This window comes from Vibrio sp. FF145 (genome assembly GCF_041439075.1).
Taxonomy (GTDB): Bacteria; Pseudomonadota; Gammaproteobacteria; order Enterobacterales; family Vibrionaceae; genus Vibrio; species Vibrio tasmaniensis_A.
Genome location: NZ_JBGONH010000023.1, coordinates 44,494 through 70,405 on the forward strand (window position 1 = coordinate 44,494; position 25,912 = coordinate 70,405).

Genomic DNA, 25,912 nt, shown 5'->3' on the forward strand with positions numbered 1-25,912 from the left:
TTTCTCTGACCTTAAGCGACGTTATCAATCGATTGGTCTGGGTACTGAGTCTTTGCTGCAAGCTCCTCTGGTGAGAAGTCATCAACGTTAATTGTGTACAGTCTATGTTCCTCAGCGCTAATCAGAAGATTTGCTTCTTCTTGCGTTAAGATACCTTTCTCAAGTCCCAACTGAGCGACAAGGTCGAGTCGTAAGAAAGCACGTTTTTGATGTGTTTCTTTACAAACCTTATCAAACAGAGGTTCAGCTTGAAGAATCACTTCTAGCGCTTTTTCAATCTTGCCTACAGGGTTGTATTCCGTTGCTTCCAAGTATTGGCCACGGCCGATACGAGAGCGTGTTTCGCTTGGTGTTTGTAGGATGTGCGCGACTTGGCTATCCAGTTTGTCGTTTGGTGCACGACGGATACGACCAAATGGCATTAACACAACGCGAAGTAGTCGACCAATCACAGGGTTAGGGAAGTTCGCCAAGAACTCATCAATCGCGACTTCAGTTTGACGCAAGCTGTCTTGCATACCCCAATGGACTAATGGGAGATCTTCAGCATGGCTACCTTCGCTTTCAAAGCGCTTAAGTGTTGCTGAACCTAGGTAGAGTTGACTCAGGATATCCCCCAGTCTTGCTGACAGGCGCTCTCTGCGTTTCAGTGAACCGCCTAATACAGCCATTGAAATATCAGACAGTAGCGCTAGGTTAGCACTGTAGCGGTTCAGCTGTTGGTAGTAACGCTGTGTTTGCTTATCCGTTTTATTGGATGGTGTTGGAGCATCTGAACCACGACCGTCGGTTAAACCAAACCACAAGCTGCGGACTAGGTTACTCATGGTAAAGCTAACGTGTCCTGCTAATGCTGAATCAAACTTATCAAGTGCATCGCTGCTTTCCGAATAAGCCGCTTCCATTTCGTTCAGAACATAAGGGTGGCAGCGAATCGCGCCTTGACCATAGATGATCATTGAACGAGTCAGGATGTTTGCGCCTTCAACCGTAATTGCAATTGGTGAGCCTTGATAACCACGAGCGAGGAAGTTCGATGGGCCTAAGCAAATGCCTTTACCGCCGACGATATCCATCGCATCGATGATGCTGCGTTGGCCACGGTGAGTACAGTGGTACTTCACGATTGCTGAGATAACCGAAGGCTTTTCACCAAGATCGATACCCGCAACCGTCAGGTTACTTGCTGCATCCATTACATAGGCGTTACCAGCTAGACGTGCCAGTGGCTCTTCAACCCCTTCCATGCGACCAATGGGTTGTTTGAATTGACGACGAATACGAGCGTAAGCACCGGTTGCTAATGCTGCAGATTTAATACCACCGGTTGAGTTTGAAGGCAGTGTGATACCACGACCAACCGACAGACATTCAACCAACATACGCCAGCCTTGTCCTGCCATTTTCTGGCCGCCGATGATGAAATCGATAGGCACGAAGATGTCATCACCTTGAGTCGGACCATTTTGGAAAGGTACGTTGAGCGGGAAGTGACGGTTACCAATCTCTACGCCTTTTAAATCGGTAGGGATAAGGGCACAGGTGATGCCAAGATCTTGTTTGTCACCAAGCAGACCTTCTGGGTCTCTCAGTTTAAAGGCTAAGCCTAAAACGGTCGCGACAGGCGCTAGAGTGATGTAACGTTTGTTCCAAGTTAGGCGCATGCCCAATACTTCTTCGCCTTGCCATTCACCCTTACACACCACGCCGTAATCTGGGATTGAGCCAGCATCTGAGCCGGCTTCTGGACTGGTCAGTGCGAAACAAGGGATCTCTTTACCTTCAGCTAGGCGTGGCAGGTAATGGTTTCTTTGATCTTCTGTGCCGTAGTGCTGCAATAGCTCACCAGGACCTAGTGAGTTAGGTACGCCAACGGTTGAGGATAATACGCTCGAAACACCCGTTAGTTTCTGTAGAACTAAAGACTGAGCGTAAGCTGAGAATTCTAAACCGCCGTATTTTTTCTTGATGATCATGGCGAAGAATTTATGGTCTTTCAGGTACTGCCAAACTTCTGGTGGCAAATCGGCAAGTTCATGTGTCACTTGATAATCGTTGACCATCTCACATACTGTATTTACTGGGCCATCTAAAAACGCTTGTTCCGCCTCAGAAAGTTTTGGATCCGCAATGTTTTGAAGCTTCTTCCACTCAGGCTTGCCTTTGAACAGCTCTGCTTCCCACCATACAGTGCCTGCTTCTAATGCCTCTTTTTCCGTCTGAGACATTGCTGGTAGAACCTTCTTAAACAAAGAAAGTGCTTTTTGACTAATGAGGGTCTGGCGAATTGCTGGTACAGCAAAGATCGCTATGGCCAATAGATAACAAAGCCAACCAGTGACTGCCACGCTGCCAAACAGGGTTAATGCGACCATTGCGCCGGTTAACACAATTAACGCACGGACCAGACTAACTCTATGGTAAAGACAGACGCCTAAGATGGCTGTCATGCCGAGTAGGGAGAGCAATATGTTCATGATCGATTTCCTTTTCAGAGATCACTTATTGTTATTAAGTTTAGGTAAGAGGTCTAACCAGTCAAGTGTAAACAAAATATTAAATATTTGTAAAACTCCAAAGTGAATAAAAAGTGATCTCAATAGAGTTAAAGTTCTAATTGTGAGAGGTTGGTGGTGAATATTTGGACGGATCGGCAATGAGAGGTTAGGGGCTGTTGATCTTCGTGGTTCAATTTTGTTCGAGATAAAATCGTTTTAGGCGCGGCGAAGAGTATGTAGCCTAGTCATTCTAAGCAATTATTCTTCAACAAAGCATAAAACGATTTTAGCCGAACCCTTCGGGCAGCCTTTGTGGTTCATTTCTACTGCGTTATTGGCTTTTCATGTAGGCTAGCTACACGTCAAAGCCTCTGCCTTGTATAAATTTCCCACAAAGATCTGCAAAAATCAGCTCGAAAGGTCAACAGACCCTAATAAAGGTGGCAATCTTTGGGCTTAAGTGTCGACACTATTTCATGTTTGTGGGTAAACTCAGTGATAAAGAGGGGAAAACTCTCAATTCTCATTTCACGCACTTTAAGTTGCGTCAAAAAACATAAGAGATAAGCCAAATGTACCAAGACCTAATCAAAAGTGAATTGAACGAAGCTGCTGACGTTCTGAACAAGTTCTTGAGTGATGACCATAACATTGCTCAAATTGAAGCTGCTGCAAAAATGATTGCAGATTCATTCAAGCAAGAAGGCAAAGTGCTTTCTTGTGGTAACGGTGGTTCACACTGTGATGCAATGCATTTCGCGGAAGAGCTAACAGGCCGATACCGTGAAAATCGTCCAGGTTTTGCTGGTATTGCGATTTCAGATCCGAGTCACCTGTCTTGCGTGAGTAACGACTTTGGCTACGACCACGTATTTTCTCGTTATGTAGAAGCCGTGGGTCGTAAAGGCGATGTGTTGTTTGGTTTGTCGACTTCAGGTAACTCTGGCAACATCCTAAAAGCGATTGAAGCTGCTCAAGCTAAAGGGATGAAAACCATTGCGCTGACCGGTAAAGATGGCGGTAAAATGGCAGGTTGTGCTGATATCGAAATCCGAGTCCCGCACTTTGGCTACGCTGATCGCATCCAAGAGATTCACATTAAGATCATCCACATTGTGATTCAGCTTGTTGAAAAAGAAATGGAATAATAGTTTTACAGATATTTGGAGCCTAGGTTTGTGGCTCCATTGGTTTAAATAGGGAGTAGATTAAACCATGTGTGAATTGCTCGGTATGAGCGCGAATGTGCCAACTGATATTTGTTTTAGCTTTACTGGTCTTATGCAGCGTGGAGGCAACACTGGTCCACATCGTGATGGCTGGGGTATTACTTTCTATGAGGGAAAGGGTTTTCGTACATTTAAAGACCCTAATCCTAGTTGTGAATCTAAGATCGCTGAGCTGGTTCAAAACTACCCAATTAAGAGCCAAGCTGTTGTCAGTCATATCCGTCAAGCTAATCGCGGTGGCGTTAATCTAGAAAATACTCACCCTTTCACTCGTGAGCTTTGGGGACGATACTGGACTTTTGCTCACAATGGTCAACTAACGGATTATGATGATCTGATTAGTGGTCGATTCAGACCTGTTGGTGAGACGGACAGCGAACTCTCTTTCTGCTGGTTGTTGAAACAACTTGAAGACCGTTTTCCTGAACCTCCTCAAGATATGGAAGGTATGTTTCGCTTTGTCGCTGAGTGCTGTGACCAGTTACGAGAGAAAGGTGTTTTCAATATGTTGCTCAGTGACGGTGAGTACGTGATGAACTATTGTACGAACCATTTATACTGGATAACAAGACGCGCTCCTTTTGGTAACGCGAGCCTGATTGATGAAGATGTTGAGATTAACTTCCAAGAAGAAACTACGCCCAATGATGTGGTAACCGTCGTTGCAACTCAGCCTCTAACAGACAATGAAGAGTGGTTTAGAATGAAGCCGGGTGAATACGCGCTGTTTCATTTTGGTGAGCTGATCGGCAATAATCATAAAGCGTTGGAAGATGTCGCTTACGCACCTAAAAAGGTGGCAAGCCAAGCGCCTACTGAGCCATTGAGCTAAGTATTCCGAATAGTATTAATTTGAAACGTATAAAAGAAAGGCCGCTTACTGAACTAATGAATCAGTAAGCGGCCTTTTTGTTTTTTATTTGGTTTAGTTTTAACGAATTACTCTTCTGCGTAACCGTGTGTACCTAATGTTTCACCGTCTAAGACAGCCTTCCCGTTTACCATCGATAAACGATCTTCAGCAAACCATTTACAAACCATCGGGTAAATACAGTGCTCTTGAGTCAGTACTCGGCTTGCTAACATGTCAGCATCATCATCTTCAAATACCGGCACCTTGGCTTGCAAGATTACAGGGCCACCATCAAGTTCTTCGGTAACAAAGTGGACGCTTGTGCCGTGCTCTTTATCTTGTGCATCAATGGCACGCTGGTGGGTGTGTAGGCCTGGGTATTTAGGTAACAGGGAAGGGTGGATGTTGACCATTTTACCGGCATAGTGACGAACAAATTCTGAACTCAAGATACGCATGTATCCCGCAAGTACGATTAAATCGGGTTGGTAAGCATCGATCTGAATCATCAATTCATGATCGAACTCTTCACGTGAACCATAGTTTTTTGGGTTCACAGAATGTGCGTCAACACCCGCGGTTTTCGCTCGCTCTAAACCAAAAGCTTCTGCTTTATTTGAGAAGACAGCTTTAACTGAAGCATCAATCATATTGCTCTCGCAGGCGTCCAAAATTGCTTGCAAGTTACTTCCGCTTCCTGAGACTAAAACGACGATGTTTTTCTTAGTGTGACTGTTATTCATAGAATGGCTGTTTTTCATAGAGTGGGTCATGCGATTGATTAACTGAACTGTTTACAATGTACCTACATAAACTAAGGTTTTCTGTGGGCTTAATAGCAAAATGAGGACCATAAGGTCCTCATCTATTAACTAAATAAGCGAATGTATCACTTATTTGATTTCAACTTGCTCTTCGCCAGCTTCAGCGTTTGCGATCTCACCGATAACCCAAGCGTTTTCGCCTTCGGCTTTCAGCAGTTCAACAGCAGCGTCTGCTTGATCTTTAGGTAGAGCAACAACTAGGCCTACACCACAGTTGAAAGTGCGGTACATTTCAAATGTCTCCACGTTACCTTTCTCTTGTAGCCAGTTGAAGATAGCAGGCCATTCCCAGCTCTTGCCATCAATCACTGCTTTAGTACCTTCAGGAAGTACGCGTGGGATGTTTTCCCAGAAACCACCACCTGTGATGTGCGAGATAGCATGAATGTCATGCTCTGCAATCATCTTAAGTGCCGATTTGATGTAAATCTTAGTCGGTTCTAGTAGGTGTTCACCGATAGTGCGACCTTCTAGCTCTTCACTCTTATCAGCACCAGAAACTTCTAGAACTTTACGAATCAAAGAGTAACCATTTGAGTGTGGACCACTTGAGCCAACAGCGATAAGTGCGTCGCCTGCAGCTACTTTAGTACCGTCGATGATGTCAGCTTTTTCTACAACACCAACACAGAAGCCGGCTACATCGTAGTCGTCGCCTTCGTACATACCTGGCATTTCAGCAGTTTCACCGCCGATGAGTGCACAACCTGCTTGAACACAGCCTTCAGCAATACCAGAAACAACATCTGCTGCTGTATCTACATCTAGCTTACCTGTTGCGTAGTAGTCTAGGAAGAATAGCGGCTCACCACCTTGAACGATTAAGTCGTTCACACACATTGCCACTAGGTCGATACCAATGGTGTCGTGTTTTTTCAGATCCAAAGCAAGGCGAAGTTTAGTACCAACACCATCAGTACCTGAAACAAGTACCGGCTCTTTGTATTTCGTTGGAAGTTCACATAGGGCGCCAAAGCCACCAATACCGCCCATTACTTCAGGGCGACGAGTGCGTTTAACAGCACCTTTAATACGGTCTACTAGTGCATTACCTGCATCGATATCAACACCAGCGTCTTTGTAGCTTAGAGAAGAAGTATTACCACTCACGGGATAGTCCTCGAACTTAAGTTGGATGTGAAAACGGCGCTATTCTAACAGGGCTTGATCACGAAGAGCAAACGTTTGCGCGGTTTTTTTTATTAGAATAAAGATTCTGAAATAACCCCACAGTTCGTGTATAATCTACAGGTTTGTTTAAATATTGCCGGAGTTGGAAATGAAAGTTGTTGAAGTGAAACACCCGCTAGTAAAACATAAAATTGGCCTGATGCGTGAAGGTGACATTAGTACTAAGCGTTTTCGTGAGCTAGCGACAGAAGTGGGTAGCCTTCTAACATACGAAGCGACATCAGACTTTGAAACTGAACGTGTAACTATTGATGGTTGGAACGGCCCAGTAGAAGTTGACCAAATTAAAGGTAAAAAGGTAACAGTAGTGCCAATCCTACGTGCAGGTCTAGGCATGATGGATGGTGTTTTAGAGCATATGCCAAGTGCTCGAATCAGTGTCGTGGGTATCTACCGTGACGAAGAAACATTAGAGCCTGTACCATACTTCAACAAGCTAGCATCTAACATTGATGAGCGTATTGCTCTAGTGGTTGATCCAATGTTAGCAACTGGCGGTTCTATGATTGCAACTCTTGACCTTCTAAAAGAGCAAGGCTGTAAAGTATTTAAAGTACTGGTACTTGTTGCTGCCCCTGAAGGTATCGCTGCACTAGAAAAAGCGCACCCAGATGTTGAGCTTTACACTGCTGCAATCGATGAGAAGCTAAACGACAAGGGCTACATTGTTCCTGGTCTTGGCGATGCTGGTGATAAGATCTTCGGTACTAAGTAATTCGGTTTCAGCTTAAGTTACGCTAAACCGTTTCTTAACTCGCTGAATTAGCCGTATTAATAAAAAGGGAGAGCATTCGATGCTCTCCCTTTTTTGATCTTGCTAGCTTGTGATGCTCTTAATTGAGCCTCACAAGTCTCTACAGTTTGTTGACTTGCAGTTAGTCGATTTGGGCCTTGTCTACTACGGTGTTGTCGCCTAGCTCTTCAGGAAGGACTAGGTTCAGTAGAATAGCAACGATACCGCATAAGCTTACGCCTTGCAGGCTAAAGTCGCCGATGCCAAATGCCATGCCGCCAATACCGAAGACCAAAGTAATGCCGACAATCACAAGGTTGCGTGATTTGTGTAGGTCAACTTTGTTCTGAATTAGAGTATTCAAGCCTACCGTTGCGATTGAACCAAACAGTAGAATCATGATGCCGCCCATCACAGGAACTGGGATCGTTTGTAATAGAGCGCCTAGCTTACCTACTAATGCTAGAACAATCGCTGTTACTGCAGCCCAAGTCATGATCACTGGATTGAATGCTTTGGTCAGCATTACAGCCCCCGTTACTTCACTGTAGGTTGTATTTGGTGGAGCACCCAACATAGAAGCAGCAATCGTTGCCACGCCGTCACCAGTTATTGTGCGGTGTAAACCTGGCTTCTTAAGGTAGTCTTTACCGGTTACATTCGAAATAGCAAGCATGTCGCCAACGTGTTCAACAGCAGGTGCAATTGCTACAAATACCATAAAGAAGATAGCGTTGATGTTGAACTCTGGCGCTGTGAAGTTAGGTAGAGCTAACCAAGCGGCCTGAGCGACAGGGGTAAAATCAACGACGCCGTATACTAAGCTCGTAATATAACCCGCAACAATACCGCCGAAGATCGGCAGCAGTTTAAGAAAGCCTTTCGAGAAAACACTGATGACAATCGTTACTAACAATGAAATAGATGAAATCCACAATGCTGCGTCTGCATCGATAAGCTGAACTGCACCATCGCCTGTTTTACCTAGCGCCATGTTTACCGCAACAGGCGCAAGACCTAAGCCGATCACCATGATTACAGGGCCAACTACGACGGGTGGAAGCAGTTTGTGGATAAAGGCTACACCACGTACCTTAATTAAGGCACCCATTAAGACATACACAACACCTGCTGCCATAAGGCCGCCCATGGTTGCACCTACACCCCAAGTTTGAATACCAAACATGATAGGCGCGATGAATGCAAAAGAAGACGCAAGGAAAATAGGTACTGAACGGCGTGTAATAAGTTGGAATAAAAGGGTACCGATACCTGCACCAAAGAGCGCTACGTTGGGATCAAGGCCTGTCAGTAGGGGCACCAGTACAAGTGCACCAAAAGCGACAAATAGCATTTGCGCACCTTGCAGAGCATTTTTCATGTTATGTCCTTAAAAATGGTCGTTATATGAAAAGCGAAAAATAAAATTCGCGGGATTCTATCACTTGGCAATCGGTTGCTATGTCAGATAGATCAAATTTATTTATATTAGTTATGTTTATCTCTATCAAAATAAGAAAAATTCAGTTTACAAGTGAACGATTTATCATGGTCAGGTGATATTTTGTGGTTATTAAACACAGTGGGTGCTAACGACCTTGCCCCTCAATCCATAGTTGCTTATCATCAAGGCACAAGCTTTGAATATTAGGATCAATATGCGCTACATAGCATTGTTGTTGATGGGACTATTAGCCTCTCCGAGTTATGCCTTAACTCAAGTAGATATCTTTAGTGCTGAAGTTGCGATTAACGCCGAAGACAAACAACCAGAACAAGTGGCAAGAAATACTGGCATGGAGCAGGTATTGATACGTGCGACTGGCCAAACTGATGTCGCGTCGAATGAGACGATTCAAAAGGCGATGCGTAAGAGTGCGCAGTACATGTCTCAAATGAGTTTTGGCGAAAGCAATGACCAATCAACATTGCGTATGCGTTTTAACGGTGCTCAAATTCGTTCACTACTGACTCAAGCGCAATTACCGTATTGGCCTGATACTCGCTCAAATATTCTTGTTTGGCTGGTAGAAGAGAGTAACTACGACAAGAACATTGTCTGGGAACACTCCAACTCACTGTTAGCTGCAGGCTTACAAGCCAATGCAAAAGAGCGCGGTTTGCCTTTGATGTTTCCTGTTGGTGATTTTGATGATGTTACGGGAGTGGCCACCTCGGATTTGTGGGGCAGCTTTGTCACACCGATTAGCAACGCGAGTCAACGTTACCCTGTTGATGCTGTTTTGGTGATTAAGGCACAGTCTTCTGGATTACGCTGGACTTTGTATGATCAAAAACCAAACCAACTGACGAGCGCGCCAAAATCGCCTGTGAGTGGTTCGGTATCGGGCAACAGCGCGACGACTTCTAAGAAGCTTGTTGACCAAATCAGTAACTACTACGCGAGTAAGAGTGCAGTAACGGTTGCGAGTGAATCTTCGGAATCAATCTTAACGCAGTTTATCAGCCTGAATAACGCGCAAGACTTCTTCCAATTGGAGAATGCACTGAAGCGTCTAAACTCGGTGGCAAGCTTAGATATTCTACAAATTCAAAACAATGAAGTGACGTTCCGAATTCATTTGTTATCGACCCAACAAGAGTTTGAACAAGAAGTTGAAAGCATTCGCCAAGTCGCGAAGGTTGAAGAGTCTTATATCGAACCTGAAGTGAGCCCAGAATTTGAAGCGCAAGATAACATTATGTCTGTAGGCGATGACTCTGCTGTTGTTACTGATGCGATGGGCAATGAAACTACCCCAAGCGTTCAAGTGATGAAAGGCAGTGAGTTATCTACAGGTGCTGAGCTAACAAATACAACTGAGGTGACGCTAGGTGAATCTGATGAGGAAGCGCTACCAGTCACAGCGCCAGTGCACGCTAAGCCAAGCTTAGTATACGAATGGGTTCGCTCGTAATCGTCTACCGACATGACAGATTGATATGAAATCACGAAAAAAGCCCTGCAAGAGAAATCTCGCAGGGCTTTTTGTTTATCTGTTGCCATGTCAGATCTAGAGCATCGAATCAATATTATTGCTCGAATTTAGCTTTCTCTTTCTTTTCTACTTCGGAAAGGCGCTTCAACTTGATGCCTAACTCTTTGGCTCTAAAACGGGTAAATAATATATTGCCTGCGAAGCCTAGAGTCGTCAAAAGCAGTTCTACAGCGGCTAACAAGCGCTCTCCACCGTCTACATACATAATAGTTAACGCGTGTAGGAAGTAGAGCATTAAGACGAAATTCGCCCAAGCATGCGTATAAGGTTTGCCCGATAATATTCCCGGTAATGGTAGTAACAGCGGTATAGCCCAAGCAATCGCCAGTGTTACATTACTGAGGTGAGGGTGCGGTGAAAGTGTCATCTGCCAAGCAACCACCCAGAATAAAAGCGACAAATTGCCCGTTAAAGCAAGGTAGCGAAATAGCTTGGTTTTGGGAGACATCGGTCTCTCTGACATATACATCATTGAGGCATTCCCTTCTGGTTAATAGCGATGCGCGCTACGCGTTTGCCTAGGTTTTTCGCCAACTCAATTTCTTCTTTGCTTAATGAAGCGCTCTCTCCAGTGCTGCTTGCACCGTAAGGTGTGCCACCGGTTTGAGTGGTGTGCAGCGCAGGTTCTGAATAGGGGATGCCCACGACTAACATGCCATGATGAAGTAGAGGCAGCATCATGCTTTGCTGTGTCGTCTCTTGACCACCGTGTAGTGATGAAGAGGAAGTAAATACACAAGCTGGTTTATCGATGAGATCGCCATTAATCCATAACGATGTTGTGCTATCCCAAAAGTGCTTCATTGGCCCAGCCATATTGCCAAACCATACTGGGCTGCCGAGTGCTAAACCGTCGCAAGAACGGAGATCTTGTAAGGTCGCAATAGGATCTGTTGGCTGATAGCGCGAATCCGGCTGCTCTTCTACCGTATACACGTTGTTCACCGTTCTTAGCATGGCTTCGCAGTTCGGGATGGATTCCACCCCACGAGCGATTTGCCTTGCTAGCGCTTGGGTGTTGCCGTGTCGACTATAGTAGAGAACAAGAATGTTGATGCTCATATTGGATTACAGAATCTCTAGTACTTGTTCTGGTGGACGACCAATTTTTGCTTTGTTGTTCGCGACAACCACTGGACGTTCAAACAGTTTTGGATTCGTTGCCATTGCAGCGAAAAGATCTTCATCAGCCACTGATGCGTCACCAAGGTTCGCTTCTTTATAATCCGCTTCTTTGGTACGCATCATGTCGCGAACACTCTCAAAACCAAGCTGAGTGAAAAGCACTTTCAGCTGTTCAATAGTCAAAGGCGTATCTAGGTATTTGATCACCTCTGGCTGTACGCCGTTTGCTTCAAGCAGTTCGAGAGTTTGACGGCTCTTTGAGCAGCGTGGGTTATGATAAATCACGACAGACATGGTTCTTCCTCGTTATTATTTTTGATTTAATAGTTCAGTCGAAGCCAACTGAGTGGCTTCTTATTGTGTAACGTTGAGCTTTCTTTGTATTTTGGCAACGAGCTTTGCTGCCAGTCAATATACTTATTGCAACGATAAGAAGCGTTCGCGCTGTATCATTAGTTGATCAATTCGAGCGTCATAACGTGCTTGTTTTAGGCTGCCTAGTTCTGCGATTTGGCTCGCCTGCGTGTAGTACTGAATCGCTTTGTTCCAGTTGGCTTGCAGTGCCAAGATCTCTGCCCTAGCAGACAGTTCTTCATCGCTGTTACCAAGGTTTGTATTTGCCTTTGAAAGCAGGTACCACCCATTGGTGTCGTTCGGGTTATCGTGCGTGTAACGTTGCAACACGCGAACGGCTTCCTGTAGGTCTTCATTTTCGATCAGTGCATTGGCGTAGTTTATGGTTAGAACTGAGTTGTTTGGTTGACGCTCAAGTGCTGACTTAAGTTCTTTAATCGCAATCTCAGGCTTTTTCTGTTCAATGTGCAGATCTGAAATAGCATCCAGATAGAACAAGTTGGTTGGGTCGCTATTCATCAGCTTGGTCAGAATCGGTTCTGCTTTATCTAGTTTTTTTGAATCTAGGTAAACCAGTGCTTGTCCATACTCTAATGATGGAACCAAGGCTTTCGGGGCTTTCTTCAGCTTACGTTCAAACCAATCTAGAGCAGCATCATTATTAATGCCCGCATAGCGCGCGACAATGCGAGCTCTTGCTAGATGGTAGTCCAGTGATGGGGCCAGTTTTAGTGGCGGATAGCTGCGAGCGCGAGCGCGTGAATCGGTGATTCGATCTTCTGGTAATGGGTGAGTCAGCAGCATTGGGGGGGGGGTGCTGGCATAACGGTATTCATCAGCCAAACGACCGAAGAAACGCGGCATCGCATTCACATCGAACCCTGCTTTCGCCAGTGTATTGATACCAAAGCGGTCAGCTTCTTTTTCATTACTACGGGTGTAGTTGATCTGGCTTTGCATGTTACCAGCGGTTGTGGCAGTTAGAGCTGCGATACCTGCTTCAGGTGCTGCAATGGCCAATAATACAGAGGCTGCTAGCGCTGCGATGGTTGCTGGAGAACGACGCGCTTGATCTTCCATACTACGCGCTAAGTGACGTTGGGTAACGTGCGCGATTTCGTGCGCCAATACTGAAGCCAACTCACTTTCAGATTGTGCATGCAGGAACAGACCTGAGTGCAAAGCAACATAACCACCAAAGAATGCAAAGGCGTTGATGTTGCGGTCTCGGATCATAAAGAACTGGAAAGGTGTCTTTACATCATTCGCGCTTGCGACAAGACGATGGCCAAGCGTATCAATGTACTGGTTGAGAACCGGGTCGTTTACGATAGGCTGGCTGCTTCTGATGATGCGCATGTAGGCATCACCATAGATAAGTTCTTGGTCGATAGTGAGGGTGCCGCCAGCAGCGGTGCCGATATCGGGTAGCTCCAAACTGTTGGTATTCGCCAACGTTGGGGTACTTAATGTAGCTGCGATGCATAAGCAAGCAATTGAGCGAGCGCGTTTAAACATATTAGTCAGTAATACTCCGTTTCTTCTGACAGTAAGACAAGTGCAATGCAAATTGGTTCTTTATCTGATGTAACCTTTGCCGAGTGCGTGCGCTATCATGAAGGAAGATGAATGAATGATGGCGCGTTTTCAAAAACAGATTACAATACGACCCTTATAATAAGCATCGAGCTCAAGAATGACACCTAATATTCTAGATTTACGCCAAGAGCGCTGTCCAATGGCACTATTATTAGCCAAGCGTCACAGTGTAAAGTTAGAAGTAGGGCAATCATTGTCAATTTATGTCTCTGATAACAGCTCAATGAAAGATATTGTTACTTTTTTGTCTAAGCAAGCCTATGACGTCATCACTGAGGTTTGCTCTAATTACTATCATCTCCTCGTCACTAAAAAGGAATTGCAGTCAAATGCTTGAAATGGTCAATCGTTGGTATAAACGACGTTTCTCTGATCCCCATGCTGTCAGTTTGGTTGCCATCATTCTCTTCGGCTTTATTACGATCTACTTCTTTGGTCATCTCATCGCGCCATTGTTGGTGGCTATTGTATTGGCTTATTTACTTGAGTGGCCGGTTACCCAACTCCAAAGACTTGGTGTTCCAAGAACCCCTTCAGTGATGTTGGTGATCTTAATGTTCTTTAGCGTGATGTTGCTGGCGCTGTTTGGTTTAGTGCCTACCATTTGGGAGCAAGTGGGTAATCTCATCAATGATATTCCAAGCATGTATGGCGGCTTACAGAAGTTCATCGCGACGATTCCCGAGCGCTATCCTGAGTTAGCAAACTTGCAGATCGTTGAATCGATTGTGTCTAACGCGAAAAATAAAGCATTAGGCTTTGGTGAAAGTGTTGTTAAAGGTTCTTTAGCTTCTCTTGTGAGCTTGGCTACGCTTGCGGTTTACTTGATTCTTGTGCCGTTGCTTATCTTCTTCTTACTAAAAGATAAAGAAGAGATGATCAGCATGGCGAGTGGTGTGTTGCCTAAAAACCGTCGTCTAGCGACCAAGGTTTGGGTTGAGATGAACCAACAAATCTCGAACTATATTCGCGGCAAGGTACTTGAGATCTTGATCGTCGGTGGTGTCAGCTACGTGACCTTTGCGATTCTAGATTTACGTTATTCAGCTCTGCTGGCTGTCGCGGTTGGCTTCTCGGTACTGATTCCTTATATCGGTGCGGCAGCTGTGACCGTTCCAGTTGCGATTGTTGGCCTGTTCCAGTGGGGATTAGAGCCTCAGTTCTACTGGCTGTTATTGGCTTACGGTATTATCCAAGCGCTAGATGGCAACGTGCTCGTTCCTGTTCTGTTCTCTGAAGCCGTGAACCTACACCCAGTAGCGATTATTGTAGCGGTGTTGGTGTTTGGCGGACTGTGGGGATTCTGGGGCGTATTCTTTGCTATCCCGCTTGCTACGCTGGTGAAAGCGGTTTGGAATGCTTTACCGAGTCATGCTCTCGACGATGACCCTGAGCATCAATCGTAATTGAAGATCAATACAGTTGAGTAAGTATTAAAAAGGCCGAATATCCATGATATTCGGCCTTTTTGTATTTGGATTAGTCAATTGTGAACTTAGATCATCTAGGTATGAAATTAGGTCATCAATTCACTAGAAACAACATTAAGCTTCTGGATTGAAGTAGTCTAGAACCACTTCGTGGTGAGTCTTAGTCTTGAACTTGTTGAAGACGTGTTCAATCTGACCTTCTTCATCAATTAGGAAGCTAATACGGTGCAGACCGTCGTACACTTTGCCCATGAATTTCTTCTCTCCCCAAACACCAAACTGCTCAGCAACGCTGTGGTCTTCATCTGATAGCAGTGTGAAGTTTAGAGATTTCTTCTCGACGAAATTTGGTAGGCGTTTTACTGGATCAACACTCACACCTAGAACAACCACATTTAGGTCATCAAGCTGTGCTTTGATATCACGCAGACCTTCAGCTTGCACAATACAACCTGGAGTCATTGCTTTTGGGTAAAAATAGAAAAGGACTTTTTTACCTTTGAAGTCACCAAGAGATACGATATTGCCATCTTGATCAGGAAGAGAAAAAGCAGGTGCTGGAACACCAGCCGTTAGCGTATTCATGATATTTCCTTTTTAAAAACTGTTTTTGATAAAGTTGAGCGAGCCTTGTACGGATAGGCTCTGACACAGCGCGTCAAATTCTTCTTGTAGCTGCATCAAATTACATTCTGATTGCACAGAAGCGGTAATAGAGATATGGAATTGGTCGTTGTCGAGCTGAACTTTAGATTTATTGATGGTTCGGGCGCTTAACGAATCGAGGCCGATGTTTCGGTCTGCGAAGAACTGGGTAAACTGCTCGGTAAGGCCGATTTTATCGTCTGACTCAACGAACACCTCTACTGTGTAAGAGTTCTCAATAACATCATGAGTTGAGGTTCGCTTCATAATCGTAATCAAGTCGTGCTCTTGTCCAAGCAAGGGCAGGGTGGTTTCAACGCGGGTGATGTTGTTTGCCTTTCCAGACAGCAGCATGATAAGCGTAAATTCTTCGCCAAATAGAGCGATACGGCTATCAATAATGTTACAGCCTGATTGGGTGACTAAATGAACCACTTGGTTGCATACACCTGGGCGATCTGTGCCCACAGCTGTGATTACTAGATGTTGAGTCATAAAATCACGTCTCTTTATATTCCATTGATTCATGCATGTTAGCACAGTTAGCTCGTGGAATAAGCGTGCGTACGGGGCTTTTTATGAGGCACCTTGCTTCTAACATGCAACCAATGATAAGAATATCGAGAGCGTTAAAAAATGAGATTGAGCGGTGAGAGCACAGCTTACTTGTTATTGACATCCAGTGCTGTGCTATCCGCTAGATTGAGCGCAGGTTACCCAAATTCTCGGTAGAACGCCGTTAGAAGTCGTTTTACCTCAAACATACGACAATATTTAATGCAGATGTTGCCGGTAAGCCACTTTAATGTCTTGTGTTTATTGATTGGCTTACAGTAACATGCAAAAAGAATAAATTAAGGGAGATAGACATGTTTTCAGGAAGTATCGTTGCGCTAGTTACGCCATTTAATACAGATGGTGAAGTGGATTTCGACAGCCTTAAAAAGTTAGTTGAGCACCATGTTGCTGCAGGTAGTGATGGTCTGGTTGCGGTTGGCACAACAGGTGAGTCTTCAACACTCACTATTGAAGAGCATGTCAAAGTCGTCAATAAGATCGTTGAATTTGCTGATGGTCGTATTCCCGTTATCGCTGGTACAGGTGCAAATGCAACTCACGAATCTGTTCTATTCAGCCGTTTGCTGAATGGTTCTGGTATTGCTGGTTGCCTGAGCGTAACGCCTTACTACAACAAACCAACTCAAGAAGGTTTGTACCAACACTACAAAGCGATTGCTGAAGTCAGTGACGTTCCACAAATCCTATACAATGTACCAGGTCGTACTGCTGTAGACTTGTTACCCGAAACGGTTGCTCGCCTTGCTGAGATCGAAAACATCGTTGCACTTAAAGATGCGACGGGTGATCTCGACAGAATTGCAATTCACCGTGAACTTTGTGGCGAAGATTTTATCTTACTAAGTGGTGATGACTTAACAGGTCTAGAATTTGTTAAGCGTGGTGGCGATGGCGTGATCTCTGTAACAAACAATGTTGCAGCCGCTGATATGGCAACCATGTTCAAGTTAGCGAAAGAAGGCAAGTTTGAAGAAGCAGAAGCGATCAATGAGCGTTTAATGCCTCTACATAAGAATTTGTTCGTTGAGTCCAACCCTATTCCCGTAAAATGGGCGGTTCATAAAATGGGTCTGATTGCTGAAGGTGGCTTACGTCTACCGTTGACTGAATTGTCAAAGCCAGCTCAACCCGTTGTTGCTCAAGCAATGACTGAAGCGTGCATTTACTAAAAACGTATGAAGTAATGCCGAAGTGAACCTTCGGCATTTAGGAGTATAAATGAAGTATTCTCACCAGCTAGTGATTGGATCACTGGCTGTTTTCGTTCTTACAGCATGTTCTGGCAGCCCGACTCAACGTCGCCAAGCCAAAGATGATTTCGAATACTTAGAAACACCTGAGTTTTCACAATGGCAGCTGCCTGAAGATGCTCAACCTCAGTTCTATCCAAATTTTGACATCCCAAGCGGTGAGTTCAGTGGTGGTACAGGCCGTGAAGTGGATATTCGTCCGCCGCAACAGGTTCTTGAGCTGATCCCAGGAGCTCGAGCTGAGCGTCAGAATGGTGAAGTGACACTATGGCTTCTTCGTGCTGAAGAAGCAGACCGCGTGTGGCAAACGGCTGTAGATATGCTGGCACAACGTGGCATTGGTATTCGTGAACAGTCAGAAAACGATATTGAGACCGATTGGGTTACTTGGGTTTCTGAAGATGAAGAAGTAGAGATCGGCAGTCGCTACTCTATCTCTCGTTTCCAAGCGAACAACCGCCATGGCTTCAAGATCAACCTTATCGATTGGCGTGAAGGCTCTGAAGAGAAGCCGGTATCGGCAACCAATAAGGAGCGTTACAACGCGTTCTTAACGAACCTAGTGATGGCTAAGTACGATGAAAACCTTCGTGCTGAAGCAGCGTTGAAAGCACAAGAGCTGGTTAAACGCATTCCAATCTCAATGGGTGCCGACCGTAGTGGCTTCCCAGTGATCATTGCTCGTACTCCATACAATGTATTGTGGCAGCGTTTGCCTACCTTGCTACCGACGATGGGCTTTGAGCTTGAAGAGCGTAACCAGTCTCAAGGTACCGTGAAAGCGAAATACGCAGCGCCTGATGATGAGTTCTGGGAAACAATTGGCCTACAACCCATTGATTTGGCTCCAGGCACTTACACCTTCTTGTTTGGTGATCTTGGTAACCGTACGTCAATTAACGTAACGGATGCATCAGGTAAGCCAGTAGAAGAAGAGCTACTGAAGTCAATGGTACCAGTATTAGCACATGTTGCTGACCAAACTAAAGATGACAAAGAAGCTGATGCAGAGTAAGTAAAACTGAGTGAGCATAGCTGAAAAACCACAGAGTAAGTCATATCAGCCCTGTGGTTAGCTACAGCCAATAAAAAAGAGGACACATTGTGTCCTCTTTTTTTGTATTCGTTGATTAGTCGTCAGCGGACTATTAGCAAATTAGATTGGCTCCTTAGAGCTACAAAATTAAGCGTCTTTGTTGTCCGTAGACTCATCTTTTTGAGCTTTCTCTTGGTTCTGTTTATCCAATTGATTGAGCTTGTCTAAGTCTTTTTCTGTTTTGTTACGACCTGTCAGATCCATATTAGCGGTCTGTTTGAGCGCAGCAATATTACCCACAACAACGCTAACCACGATGATGATGATAACCCAAGGGTTTGTAAGCCACTCCAACATAAGCGCTCCTAATGACTGATATTCGCCACGAAGCGCGCATAGATCTCGTCTAGCTGCTCCATAATAATCTCATACCCTAATATTGGCTTAGATTGGAGTTGCTTGCCAAGTAAAGAGGGAGATAACTGTGATAAACACAACTCCGATACTTTTCGATGGCTGATATGCCATGGTTCTATCGCCACACCGCCAAGGTCTTGGCTGTAAGGAAAGAAGAACCCATATTGAGATGCATTGGCAACAAGCCATTGGTAAAACGCTTGCTGGTGGCCAGTAAGGTATTCCCATGGTTCCAGTTGTAGCTGTGTGCCTTCAGGTAAGTGATTACGAGCAAAGACATCAAAGTCACAACCCCAATGGTGACGACTCGCCCCAGGAAGCGCAGACCACCTCAGAATCGCCGACAACTTTTGTTGTTCACTGAGTGTTGAAGCATCCAGTGGTTGGCTTTCTGAATCTAATATCGGTGCTTCACCAGAAAACTTGCGGTTCCAAATCAGAGATTGCCTTTCATAGTCGCGAAAGCCACTGGCAATCTCCATTTTAAAACCAGCGACTTGAGCAGCTTCAATCAAATTGTTTAGGTCATCTTTGACATCACTGTGGACCAAGAAGGTCTTGGTGCCAATCAGGCTAGGTTCCAGATGAGAATCTGATTGTCCGGTAAGCTGCTCTGGTGTCATAACGCGTCTCTCAATAATTAGATGCTATCAATCGCTGCTCAAAGAACTATTTAGCGAACAGGTTCACTAGTGTTCTTTCGTACATGTCGGTTAGTTTCTCTAAATCAGCCACTTTCACGCACTCGTTAACCTTGTGAATGGTTGCATTCACAGGGCCTAGTTCTACCACTTGTCCTTTCATGCGCGCAATAAAGCGTCCGTCAGAAGTACCACCTGTGGTAAGCAGTGCCGGCTTGACATCATTCACGTGACCTACTGCATCGACAATAGCATCAAGCAACGAGCCTGCGTCGGTTAAGAACGGGTCGCCATTGAATGTCCATTTTAAATCGTATTCGAAATCGTACTTGTCGAGTGTATTTGTGATTCGTTCAACGATGATGTCGTTGTTTAACTCTGTGCTAAAGCGAAGGTTAAACTGAACATTAAATTCACCAGGAATCACGTTTGATGCGCCAGTGCCCGCACTGACATTTGGGATCTGGAAGCTGGTTGGTGGGAAATAATCATTACCTTTGTCCCACTCGGTCGTCGCCAATTCATTGATCGCAAGCAGAGAGCTGTGTACCGGGTTGTTCGCAAGGTGAGGGTAGGCAACGTGACCTTGTGTGCCTTTAATCGTTAGATCGCCAGTGATAGAACCACGACGGCCGTTCTTTACGACATCACCTACGTACTCAGTACTTGATGGTTCGCCAACAATACACATGTCGATGTTCTCACCACGAGCCATCAATGCTTCGACAACGCGCACTGTCCCGTTGATGAACGGGCCTTCTTCATCTGACGTGATAAGGAAACCGATTGAGCCTGTGTGATCAGGGTGCTTAGCAATGAACTGTTCTACAGCCACAACCATTGAAGCCAGAGAACCTTTCATATCTGCCGCGCCGCGACCGTGTAGGAAACCATCTACGATAGTCGGTTCAAATGGCTTAGTGTTCCACTGCTCAATTGGGCCTGCAGGTACAACATCAGTGTGACCAGCAAAAGCAAATAGGGGGGCTTCGGTACCACGGCGAGCCCAGAAGTTCGTCGTATCTTCAAATACCATCACTTCGATTTCGAAACCTAGCGCTTTTAAGCGTTCAATCATCAGGTCTTGGCAGCCTGCATCTTCTGGTGTTACCGATTGACGGCTGATTAGGTCTTTTGCCAGAGCCAAAGTTGGGCAGTCTGTCATCCTTGAGTTCCTTGTTTAAATTAAACGTCTAGTCATTAATTTCAGGCGTTGAACAGGGGAAGTTCAACGCTTTGTTATCTGTTCTAATTCAGCTGATTACGCAAAAATAGCAGCGTATTGATCAGCTTTGAAGCCAATATGAAGCTTGCCATCGACTTTCAAGATAGGGCGCTTGATCATTGCTGGTTGTTCAACAAGCAGAATTACGGCTTTTTCTTCCGTTAATGTGTCTTTTTGCTCTTGAGAAAGTTGGCGATAAGTCGTACCACGTTTGTTTAGCACAAGCTCCCAACCAAGCTCTGAACAGAAGCTTGTTACTAACTCTTCAGTGATGCCTTGTTTGCGATAATCGTGAAATTCGAACTCGATACCTTCAGCTTCTAGCCATTTTTTTGCTTTTTTGATGGTGTCGCAGTTCGGAATGCCAAACATAGTGATAGTCATTATTCTTCCTTTGGGTGATTTTATTTCGTTGTTATGAGTTGAATCCTATCAGGAAGCGGCAATTCAGACAAAATAGAGTGAGGAATATTTCATAGAGTGAAAAAAAACAGTAAGAAAATGTCACTATTGGAGACTTATTGATCAGCCTCAACATGTTGTCAGCAAAAAAAGAAATAATTGAGTTGCACATATATAGGAGGTGTCAATGGAGTTGAGTCCTGTTTTTGCAAGGCGGCTATATTTAGCATTGTTAGTGGAAAGCCTTGATAGGCCAAATGTGCCTAAACTCATCGAAAAAACGGGGTGGCCTCGTCGTACTATTCAAGATGTACTCAAGGCGTTACCGGGGATCGGTATTGAACTTATGTTTGTTCAAGATGGGCGACGTCATAATGATGGCTATTACCAATTATCCGACTGGGGGCCATTTGACAGTCAATGGGTTATCCAGCGTAAAGGCGATATAGCAACAAGCCTTGGATTTAGTGCATAAGCCAGCGAAAGCTGGCTTTCTTCTTTCTACTCCTTACCGATTAGCGATAAGTCGAATTAGCGACACCGATAAGCGGTGCCCAACATGGTTACGGAAGTCGCAAAATCTTGGGGAAGTGTGAAAATTACGGTGTCCGCACCTAATCCAATAGCATTGGACTTTAGCTCATTCATTGCGCCTTGAATCAGAGTGTCGTTCGGGTAAAACAGATAACTATACCAGTGGCCTTCGCTGCCGGTGACTTCCCCTTTATATTCGCACTCGTTGATATCAATCAGTCCGTGGTAATCCATTTGTACTTGGTCAGATTTGCTATGTGGGACTGTTGTCGGTGTCGTGCACCCGACTAATATGCCTGTCATAGCTAAAGCGACTAATTCCTTTTTCATACATTTATCCTGCTATTTCATCAAATAAATCGCGAAACCTACCCAGCTTGCGATCAATAGTAACCACGGCAATTTGCTGGCGTGATTTGATGTTGTTTCAACAATTGTGTCTACATTGCTCTCTTCGTCTAGATTAGTTTGTTGAGTTTGCTTCTCTTTCTGTACGCGTTTTCTTGCTTTATCGGCTTGGCGGCTGCGTTCTTTTTGCTGTTTCTTGTAAAGTGCGATGCCTTTTTCGATACCTTGAGCAATTAATTTTGTTTGTTCTTTGGTTTGAGCTGGCTTTTGCGTCGCTTTGGCTATCTTCAGTGCTTCTTGTTGAGATTCAACAGACGGTGTATTAGTTTTCTTTTTCATACTGAGTTCGACAATTAAAACGGATTAACCAATAAGATAACGCAAACCTAGTTAAGTATGAATGATTTGCGTTAAAGTGTTGGTTTGAAAACAAGTGAAAGTGAGAGTTGTGCGGTACTCCATAGAACAATACGATAAACACGGCTTTTTGAAAGCCCCAATCTTATTATGGTTAGGTTGGCTGTTTCTTGCGAAAGCTTTGGTCGTTTTCATTGTTGCGGGCGCAAGCCGAGAGTCGGGAACGGATATTCTTGAGACCATCTATCCAGACCACCAGATGTTTTATGTCGGGATTGCGTTGAGTGTCCCTAGTTTGTTATTGATGTGGTTGTTTGGACTAAGATCTCCAGATAGAAAGCGCCTTAACAAAGTCGTGTCATGGGGGCGTTGGGTTACCATGATAGCTATCTTGGCACAGGGCTCCCACACAATTTATCTAATCTATTTGGATAACGGATGGTTCCGTTGGTCAAATGCTATCACCCTATTATTGCTCCTCTGGTTAGCGCTTTATTTAACCAATAGCCATGCCGCTAGGGATTGCTTTAAAGTGGTTGAGCACGAAGACTGATTCTCATCAAAACATTTGTACCATTCACAATTATACTTAGAAGCTAAAACTGGAAGGAATAATCTATGCTTAATGTTTCAAATGAGCAGCCTAACGTTCAAAGTGCTATTTTGCCTGAAGCTGGGCCTTTCGCTCTTTACGTTCAACTTAAAGTGAACGCTAATACTGCTAATGTACTAGCAGAAATTCAAAAGCTTCCGACTCTAATCGACGAGCTAAACCAAACTCAACCTGATGCGAACCTAACGGCGTCGGTAGCGTTCTCAAAAGTTTTTTGGGATAAGTTCGAGCAAGCTGCTCCCTCTGATCTAATTGATTTTCCTACGCTTGGTGAAGGTGATATCACAGCACCGAGCACACTGTCTGATGTTCTGATTCACTGTCATTCAAACCGACATGACCTACACTTCTTCATCCTACGTAAATTGCTATCTGAAGTAGCTGCGGACGTGGAAGTGGTTGATGAAACTTACGGTTACCGTTTCCTAGACTCACGTGACATGACTGATTTCGTTGATGGCACTGAAAACCCGAAAGATGCACAGCGCGCTGAAGTGGCGATTGTGCCTGAAGGTGAATTCGCGGGTGGTAGCTACGTAATGGTGCAACGTTTTGTGCATAACCTACCTGCTTGGAACCGATTAAACGTATCGGCACAAGAGAAAGTGGTTGGCCGTACTAAGCCAGATTCGATCGAGCTAGATGATGTTCCAGCGGCGTCTCACGTTGGCCGTGTGGATATCAAAGAAGAAGGCAAGGGTCTTAAAATCGTTCGTCATAGCCTGCCTTACGGCACAGCAACGGGCGATCACGGCTTACTGTTCATTGCTTACTGTAACGTTCGTCATAATTTTGATGCGATGTTAGAGAGTATGTACGGCGAAACAGATGGCAAAACAGACCAACTGCTTCGCTTTACTAAAGCCGTTACTGGCGCTTACTACTTTGCTCCTTCAGCTGAGATGTTGAGTGTACTAACGATTAAGTAAGTCGTCTCAAATAGAATAAACAAAGGGAGCCTCATGGCTCCTTTTTTTTAAAGTTTTATATAAATAGGTCGATACAAGAGCAATCGTAAGTTTTATTCATCTTTTTGTAAGTGAAGGTCTATGGCTATAACTGTTAATACGAATGTTTCAGCATTAGTGGCTCAGAGGAATCTCTCTAATGCCAATAACATGCTGAACCAATCTTTGGAGCGCTTGGCTTCAGGGAGTCGTATTAATAGTGCAAAAGACGATGCTGCTGGCTTACAAATCTCCAATCGATTAGAAGCACAGATGAGCGGCATCGATGTTGCGGTTCGAAATGCTAACGACGGTATCTCCATTATGCAGACAGCAGAAGGGGCGATGAATGAAACCACCAATATCATGCAACGCATGCGAGACCTGTCACTGCAAGCGACTAATGGTTCGAATAGCCAATCGGAAAGGACGGCTATTCAAGAAGAAGTAACCGCCTTAAATGATGAGTTGAACCGAATTGCGGAAACCACTTCATTTGGTGGGAAAAAGCTCCTTAACGGCAGTTTTGGTAGCTCGTCATTTCAAATCGGTGGTAGCTCTGGTGAGGCGGTGCAGATAGGTTTGAAAAACATGCGCACCGATGATATCAACATGGGCGGCTTTAGCTATGTTGCCAATGGCATGGCAAGTGACTCGTGGGAAGTTAAATCCAACCAGACAGATATGACGATGGCGTTTACCGATCGTTTTGGTCAGCCTCAAGAGATCAACATTAATGCCAAGGCGGGCGATGACATTGAAGAGCTAGCGACTTATATCAATGGTCAAACGGATCTGGTTTCGGCTTCCGTCAATGATGAAGGGCAGCTTCAGATCTACATGTCAGGCGAAGACACGGCAGGCACGATCTCTTTCTCCGGCTCGTTAGCCAGTGAGCTTTCGATGTCGGCGGGTTATTACGAGTCAGTCGATGATATTAATGTCACTGATGTTGGGGGAGCACAGCGCGCCGTGTCTATTTTGGATACAGCGATGAAGTATGTTGATAGTCACCGTTCTGAATTCGGGGCGATGCAAAACCGCTTTGACCATGCGATTAATAACCTTGAAAATGTTCATGAGAACTTGGGGGCATCAAACAGCCGAATCAAAGATACAGACTACGCCAAAGAAACCACTCAAATGCTCAAACAACAAATACTGCAGCAAGTCAGTACCACTATTTTAGCTCAAGCTAAGCAAGCGCCGAACTTAGCTTTAACGCTGCTAGGCTAATAAATTAGGTTAATTCTTATAAAGGTATTATCGGTTAACTAAAGTCCTTTGGTTAATTAAAACACAATATTTCCCCCGGCTGACTTTTCGACAACTTTAGCCTTTTTCTCATCTTTTTTTGATAATTTCACTACCAGTCACGCTTTCTTATCCTTTCTCGCTATTTCTTTAATTTTGTTGCTTTTTTTCTAAAGGTTTCAGCATTCACGCCGTTATTAAAAGTAACTTAGAGATAACTACTTGGTTTTCCGAGACGTCGGAAGCCGCTATACCGGAAAATCAATTGGAGAAATCACCATGGCAGTGAATGTAAATACCAACGTATCAGCAATGACAGCACAACGTTACCTAAACAGTGCAAACAGCGCTCAACAAACATCAATGGAACGCCTATCTTCAGGTTCTAAAATCAACAGCGCAAAAGATGACGCTGCTGGCCTACAAATCTCGAACCGCTTGAACGTTCAGAGCCGCGGTCTTGATGTTGCTGTACGTAACGCGAACGATGGTATCTCTATCGCTCAAACAGCAGAAGGTGCGATGAATGAAACATCAAACATTCTACAACGTATGCGTGATTTGTCTTTGCAATCAACAAACGGTTCAAATACCAAATCTGACCGTGTAGCAATCCAAGAAGAAGTAACGGCGCTTAATGATGAACTAAATCGTATCGCTGAAACCACATCTTTTGGTGGCAACAAGCTGCTTAACGGTACTCACGGTACTAAGTCATTCCAAATTGGTGCAGACAATGGTGAGGCAGTAATGCTTCAACTGAAAGACATGCGCTCTGATAACGACCAGATGGGCGGAAGCAGCTACCAATCTTTAGAAGCTAAAGGTA

The 25,912-nt window shown here is 44.7% G+C and carries 28 protein-coding genes and 1 pseudogene; 13 read left to right on the forward strand and 16 right to left on the reverse strand.

Annotation, left to right across the window (positions count from 1 at the left end; genetic code table 11):
- Positions 1-11: 11 nt before the first annotated feature.
- Positions 12-2,477 (reverse strand): acyl-CoA dehydrogenase FadE, encoded by a 2,466-nt coding sequence (gene fadE, locus ACED42_RS10635; RefSeq protein WP_371702504.1) that lies wholly within the window; start codon positions 2,475-2,477, stop codon positions 12-14.
- A 593-nt stretch (positions 2,478-3,070) separates the two neighbouring features.
- Between fadE and lpcA the strand changes: the two genes are divergently transcribed.
- Both lpcA and ACED42_RS10645 read left to right on the forward strand, forming a co-directional pair.
- Positions 3,071-3,646, forward strand: a complete 576-nt coding sequence (gene lpcA / locus ACED42_RS10640; RefSeq protein ID WP_009847390.1) for a D-sedoheptulose 7-phosphate isomerase — start codon at positions 3,071-3,073, stop codon at positions 3,644-3,646.
- Between the two features lie 67 nt (positions 3,647-3,713).
- Complete coding sequence (locus ACED42_RS10645) at positions 3,714-4,559, forward strand: class II glutamine amidotransferase (RefSeq protein ID WP_065679064.1); 846 nt, start codon at positions 3,714-3,716, stop codon at positions 4,557-4,559.
- 107 nt (positions 4,560-4,666) lie between these two features.
- On the opposite strand, the gene purN is transcribed toward ACED42_RS10645, so the two are convergent.
- Positions 4,667-5,353: a phosphoribosylglycinamide formyltransferase gene (purN, locus tag ACED42_RS10650; protein ID WP_371702506.1), complete on the reverse strand. Its 687-nt coding sequence runs from the start codon at positions 5,351-5,353 to the stop codon at positions 4,667-4,669.
- Between the two features lie 120 nt (positions 5,354-5,473).
- Positions 5,474-6,514, reverse strand: coding sequence for a phosphoribosylformylglycinamidine cyclo-ligase (purM, locus tag ACED42_RS10655; protein ID WP_008222945.1), 1,041 nt, complete (start codon positions 6,512-6,514; stop codon positions 5,474-5,476).
- A gap of 169 nt (positions 6,515-6,683) precedes the next feature.
- Between purM and upp the strand changes: the two genes are divergently transcribed.
- Complete coding sequence (gene upp / locus ACED42_RS10660; protein WP_009847387.1) at positions 6,684-7,310, forward strand: uracil phosphoribosyltransferase; 627 nt, start codon at positions 6,684-6,686, stop codon at positions 7,308-7,310.
- A 160-nt stretch (positions 7,311-7,470) separates the two neighbouring features.
- On the opposite strand, the gene ACED42_RS10665 is transcribed toward upp, so the two are convergent.
- A complete protein-coding gene (locus ACED42_RS10665) occupies positions 7,471-8,709 on the reverse strand; it encodes a uracil-xanthine permease family protein (protein WP_017100802.1) in 1,239 nt (412 codons plus the stop codon).
- A 277-nt stretch (positions 8,710-8,986) separates the two neighbouring features.
- Here ACED42_RS10665 and ACED42_RS10670 point away from each other — a divergent pair, with 277 nt between their 5' ends.
- Positions 8,987-10,246, forward strand: coding sequence for a DUF2066 domain-containing protein (locus ACED42_RS10670; protein ID WP_135444113.1), 1,260 nt, complete (start codon positions 8,987-8,989; stop codon positions 10,244-10,246).
- Positions 10,247-10,361: 115 nt separating this feature from the next.
- Here ACED42_RS10670 and ACED42_RS10675 read toward each other — a convergent pair whose 3' ends face one another.
- From ACED42_RS10675 to ACED42_RS10690, 4 genes are all read right to left on the reverse strand, one after another.
- Positions 10,362-10,799 carry a DUF2069 domain-containing protein gene (locus ACED42_RS10675; protein WP_009847385.1) on the reverse strand — a complete coding sequence of 146 codons (438 nt, stop codon included), beginning with the start codon at positions 10,797-10,799 and terminating at the stop codon, positions 10,362-10,364.
- Complete coding sequence (wrbA, locus tag ACED42_RS10680; RefSeq protein ID WP_009847384.1) at positions 10,796-11,389, reverse strand: NAD(P)H:quinone oxidoreductase; 594 nt, start codon at positions 11,387-11,389, stop codon at positions 10,796-10,798. The genes ACED42_RS10675 and wrbA overlap by 4 nt, the downstream gene beginning before the upstream one ends.
- 6 nt (positions 11,390-11,395) lie before the next feature.
- Positions 11,396-11,746: an arsenate reductase (glutaredoxin) gene (arsC, locus tag ACED42_RS10685; protein WP_012604578.1), complete on the reverse strand. Its 351-nt coding sequence runs from the start codon at positions 11,744-11,746 to the stop codon at positions 11,396-11,398.
- 123 nt (positions 11,747-11,869) lie between these two features.
- On the reverse strand, positions 11,870-13,324 hold the full coding sequence (locus tag ACED42_RS10690) for a M48 family metalloprotease (RefSeq protein WP_371702507.1): 1,455 nt from the start codon (positions 13,322-13,324) through the stop codon (positions 11,870-11,872).
- A gap of 178 nt (positions 13,325-13,502) precedes the next feature.
- Between ACED42_RS10690 and ACED42_RS10695 the strand changes: the two genes are divergently transcribed.
- Both ACED42_RS10695 and ACED42_RS10700 read left to right on the forward strand, forming a co-directional pair.
- A complete protein-coding gene (locus ACED42_RS10695) occupies positions 13,503-13,742 on the forward strand; it encodes a sulfurtransferase TusA family protein (protein WP_371702508.1) in 240 nt (79 codons plus the stop codon).
- On the forward strand, positions 13,735-14,811 hold the full coding sequence (locus ACED42_RS10700; protein WP_009847379.1) for an AI-2E family transporter: 1,077 nt from the start codon (positions 13,735-13,737) through the stop codon (positions 14,809-14,811). Before ACED42_RS10695 ends, ACED42_RS10700 begins: the two co-directional genes overlap by 8 nt.
- A gap of 138 nt (positions 14,812-14,949) precedes the next feature.
- Here the strand turns inward: ACED42_RS10700 and bcp are convergent, their stop codons facing one another.
- Positions 14,950-15,420 carry a thioredoxin-dependent thiol peroxidase gene (gene bcp, locus ACED42_RS10705; RefSeq protein WP_017079430.1) on the reverse strand — a complete coding sequence of 157 codons (471 nt, stop codon included), beginning with the start codon at positions 15,418-15,420 and terminating at the stop codon, positions 14,950-14,952.
- Positions 15,421-15,432: 12 nt separating this feature from the next.
- Entirely contained in the window at positions 15,433-15,975 is a 543-nt protein-coding gene (locus ACED42_RS10710) for a glycine cleavage system protein R (RefSeq protein WP_017079431.1), read from the reverse strand.
- Positions 15,976-16,349: 374 nt separating this feature from the next.
- Here ACED42_RS10710 and dapA point away from each other — a divergent pair, with 374 nt between their 5' ends.
- Both dapA and bamC read left to right on the forward strand, forming a co-directional pair.
- On the forward strand, positions 16,350-17,228 hold the full coding sequence (gene dapA / locus ACED42_RS10715) for a 4-hydroxy-tetrahydrodipicolinate synthase (protein WP_004734279.1): 879 nt from the start codon (positions 16,350-16,352) through the stop codon (positions 17,226-17,228).
- A gap of 49 nt (positions 17,229-17,277) precedes the next feature.
- Positions 17,278-18,324, forward strand: coding sequence for an outer membrane protein assembly factor BamC (gene bamC / locus ACED42_RS10720; protein ID WP_017084128.1), 1,047 nt, complete (start codon positions 17,278-17,280; stop codon positions 18,322-18,324).
- A 168-nt stretch (positions 18,325-18,492) separates the two neighbouring features.
- Here the strand turns inward: bamC and ACED42_RS10725 are convergent, their stop codons facing one another.
- From ACED42_RS10725 to ACED42_RS10740, 4 genes are all read right to left on the reverse strand, one after another.
- A complete protein-coding gene (locus ACED42_RS10725; RefSeq protein WP_004734277.1) occupies positions 18,493-18,702 on the reverse strand; it encodes a DUF2897 family protein in 210 nt (69 codons plus the stop codon).
- Between the two features lie 8 nt (positions 18,703-18,710).
- Positions 18,711-19,385, reverse strand: coding sequence for a M15 family metallopeptidase (locus tag ACED42_RS10730; protein ID WP_371702510.1), 675 nt, complete (start codon positions 19,383-19,385; stop codon positions 18,711-18,713).
- Between the two features lie 46 nt (positions 19,386-19,431).
- A complete protein-coding gene (gene dapE / locus ACED42_RS10735; protein ID WP_371702511.1) occupies positions 19,432-20,568 on the reverse strand; it encodes a succinyl-diaminopimelate desuccinylase in 1,137 nt (378 codons plus the stop codon).
- A gap of 96 nt (positions 20,569-20,664) precedes the next feature.
- Complete coding sequence (locus ACED42_RS10740; RefSeq protein ID WP_012604570.1) at positions 20,665-21,012, reverse strand: ArsC family reductase; 348 nt, start codon at positions 21,010-21,012, stop codon at positions 20,665-20,667.
- Between the two features lie 205 nt (positions 21,013-21,217).
- On the opposite strand from ACED42_RS10740, the gene ACED42_RS10745 reads away from it, so the two are divergent.
- Positions 21,218-21,505: a helix-turn-helix domain-containing protein gene (locus tag ACED42_RS10745; protein WP_004734273.1), complete on the forward strand. Its 288-nt coding sequence runs from the start codon at positions 21,218-21,220 to the stop codon at positions 21,503-21,505.
- 56 nt (positions 21,506-21,561) lie between these two features.
- Here ACED42_RS10745 and ACED42_RS10750 read toward each other — a convergent pair whose 3' ends face one another.
- Positions 21,562-21,894, reverse strand: a complete 333-nt coding sequence (locus ACED42_RS10750) for a DUF4156 domain-containing protein (protein WP_102257778.1) — start codon at positions 21,892-21,894, stop codon at positions 21,562-21,564.
- A 12-nt stretch (positions 21,895-21,906) separates the two neighbouring features.
- Complete coding sequence (locus tag ACED42_RS10755; RefSeq protein ID WP_135381670.1) at positions 21,907-22,251, reverse strand: DUF2956 domain-containing protein; 345 nt, start codon at positions 22,249-22,251, stop codon at positions 21,907-21,909.
- A 109-nt stretch (positions 22,252-22,360) separates the two neighbouring features.
- Between ACED42_RS10755 and ACED42_RS10760 the strand changes: the two genes are divergently transcribed.
- The 4 genes and pseudogenes from ACED42_RS10760 to ACED42_RS10775 all read left to right on the forward strand — a co-directional run.
- Positions 22,361-22,822 carry a DUF2919 domain-containing protein gene (locus tag ACED42_RS10760; RefSeq protein ID WP_065679055.1) on the forward strand — a complete coding sequence of 154 codons (462 nt, stop codon included), beginning with the start codon at positions 22,361-22,363 and terminating at the stop codon, positions 22,820-22,822.
- A gap of 65 nt (positions 22,823-22,887) precedes the next feature.
- On the forward strand, positions 22,888-23,811 hold the full coding sequence (locus ACED42_RS10765) for a Dyp-type peroxidase (RefSeq protein WP_371702513.1): 924 nt from the start codon (positions 22,888-22,890) through the stop codon (positions 23,809-23,811).
- A 120-nt stretch (positions 23,812-23,931) separates the two neighbouring features.
- Entirely contained in the window at positions 23,932-25,065 is a 1,134-nt protein-coding gene (locus ACED42_RS10770; protein WP_371702514.1) for a flagellin, read from the forward strand.
- Positions 25,066-25,362: 297 nt separating this feature from the next.
- Positions 25,363-25,912: pseudogene (locus ACED42_RS10775) on the forward strand (flagellin); the annotation flags it as partial.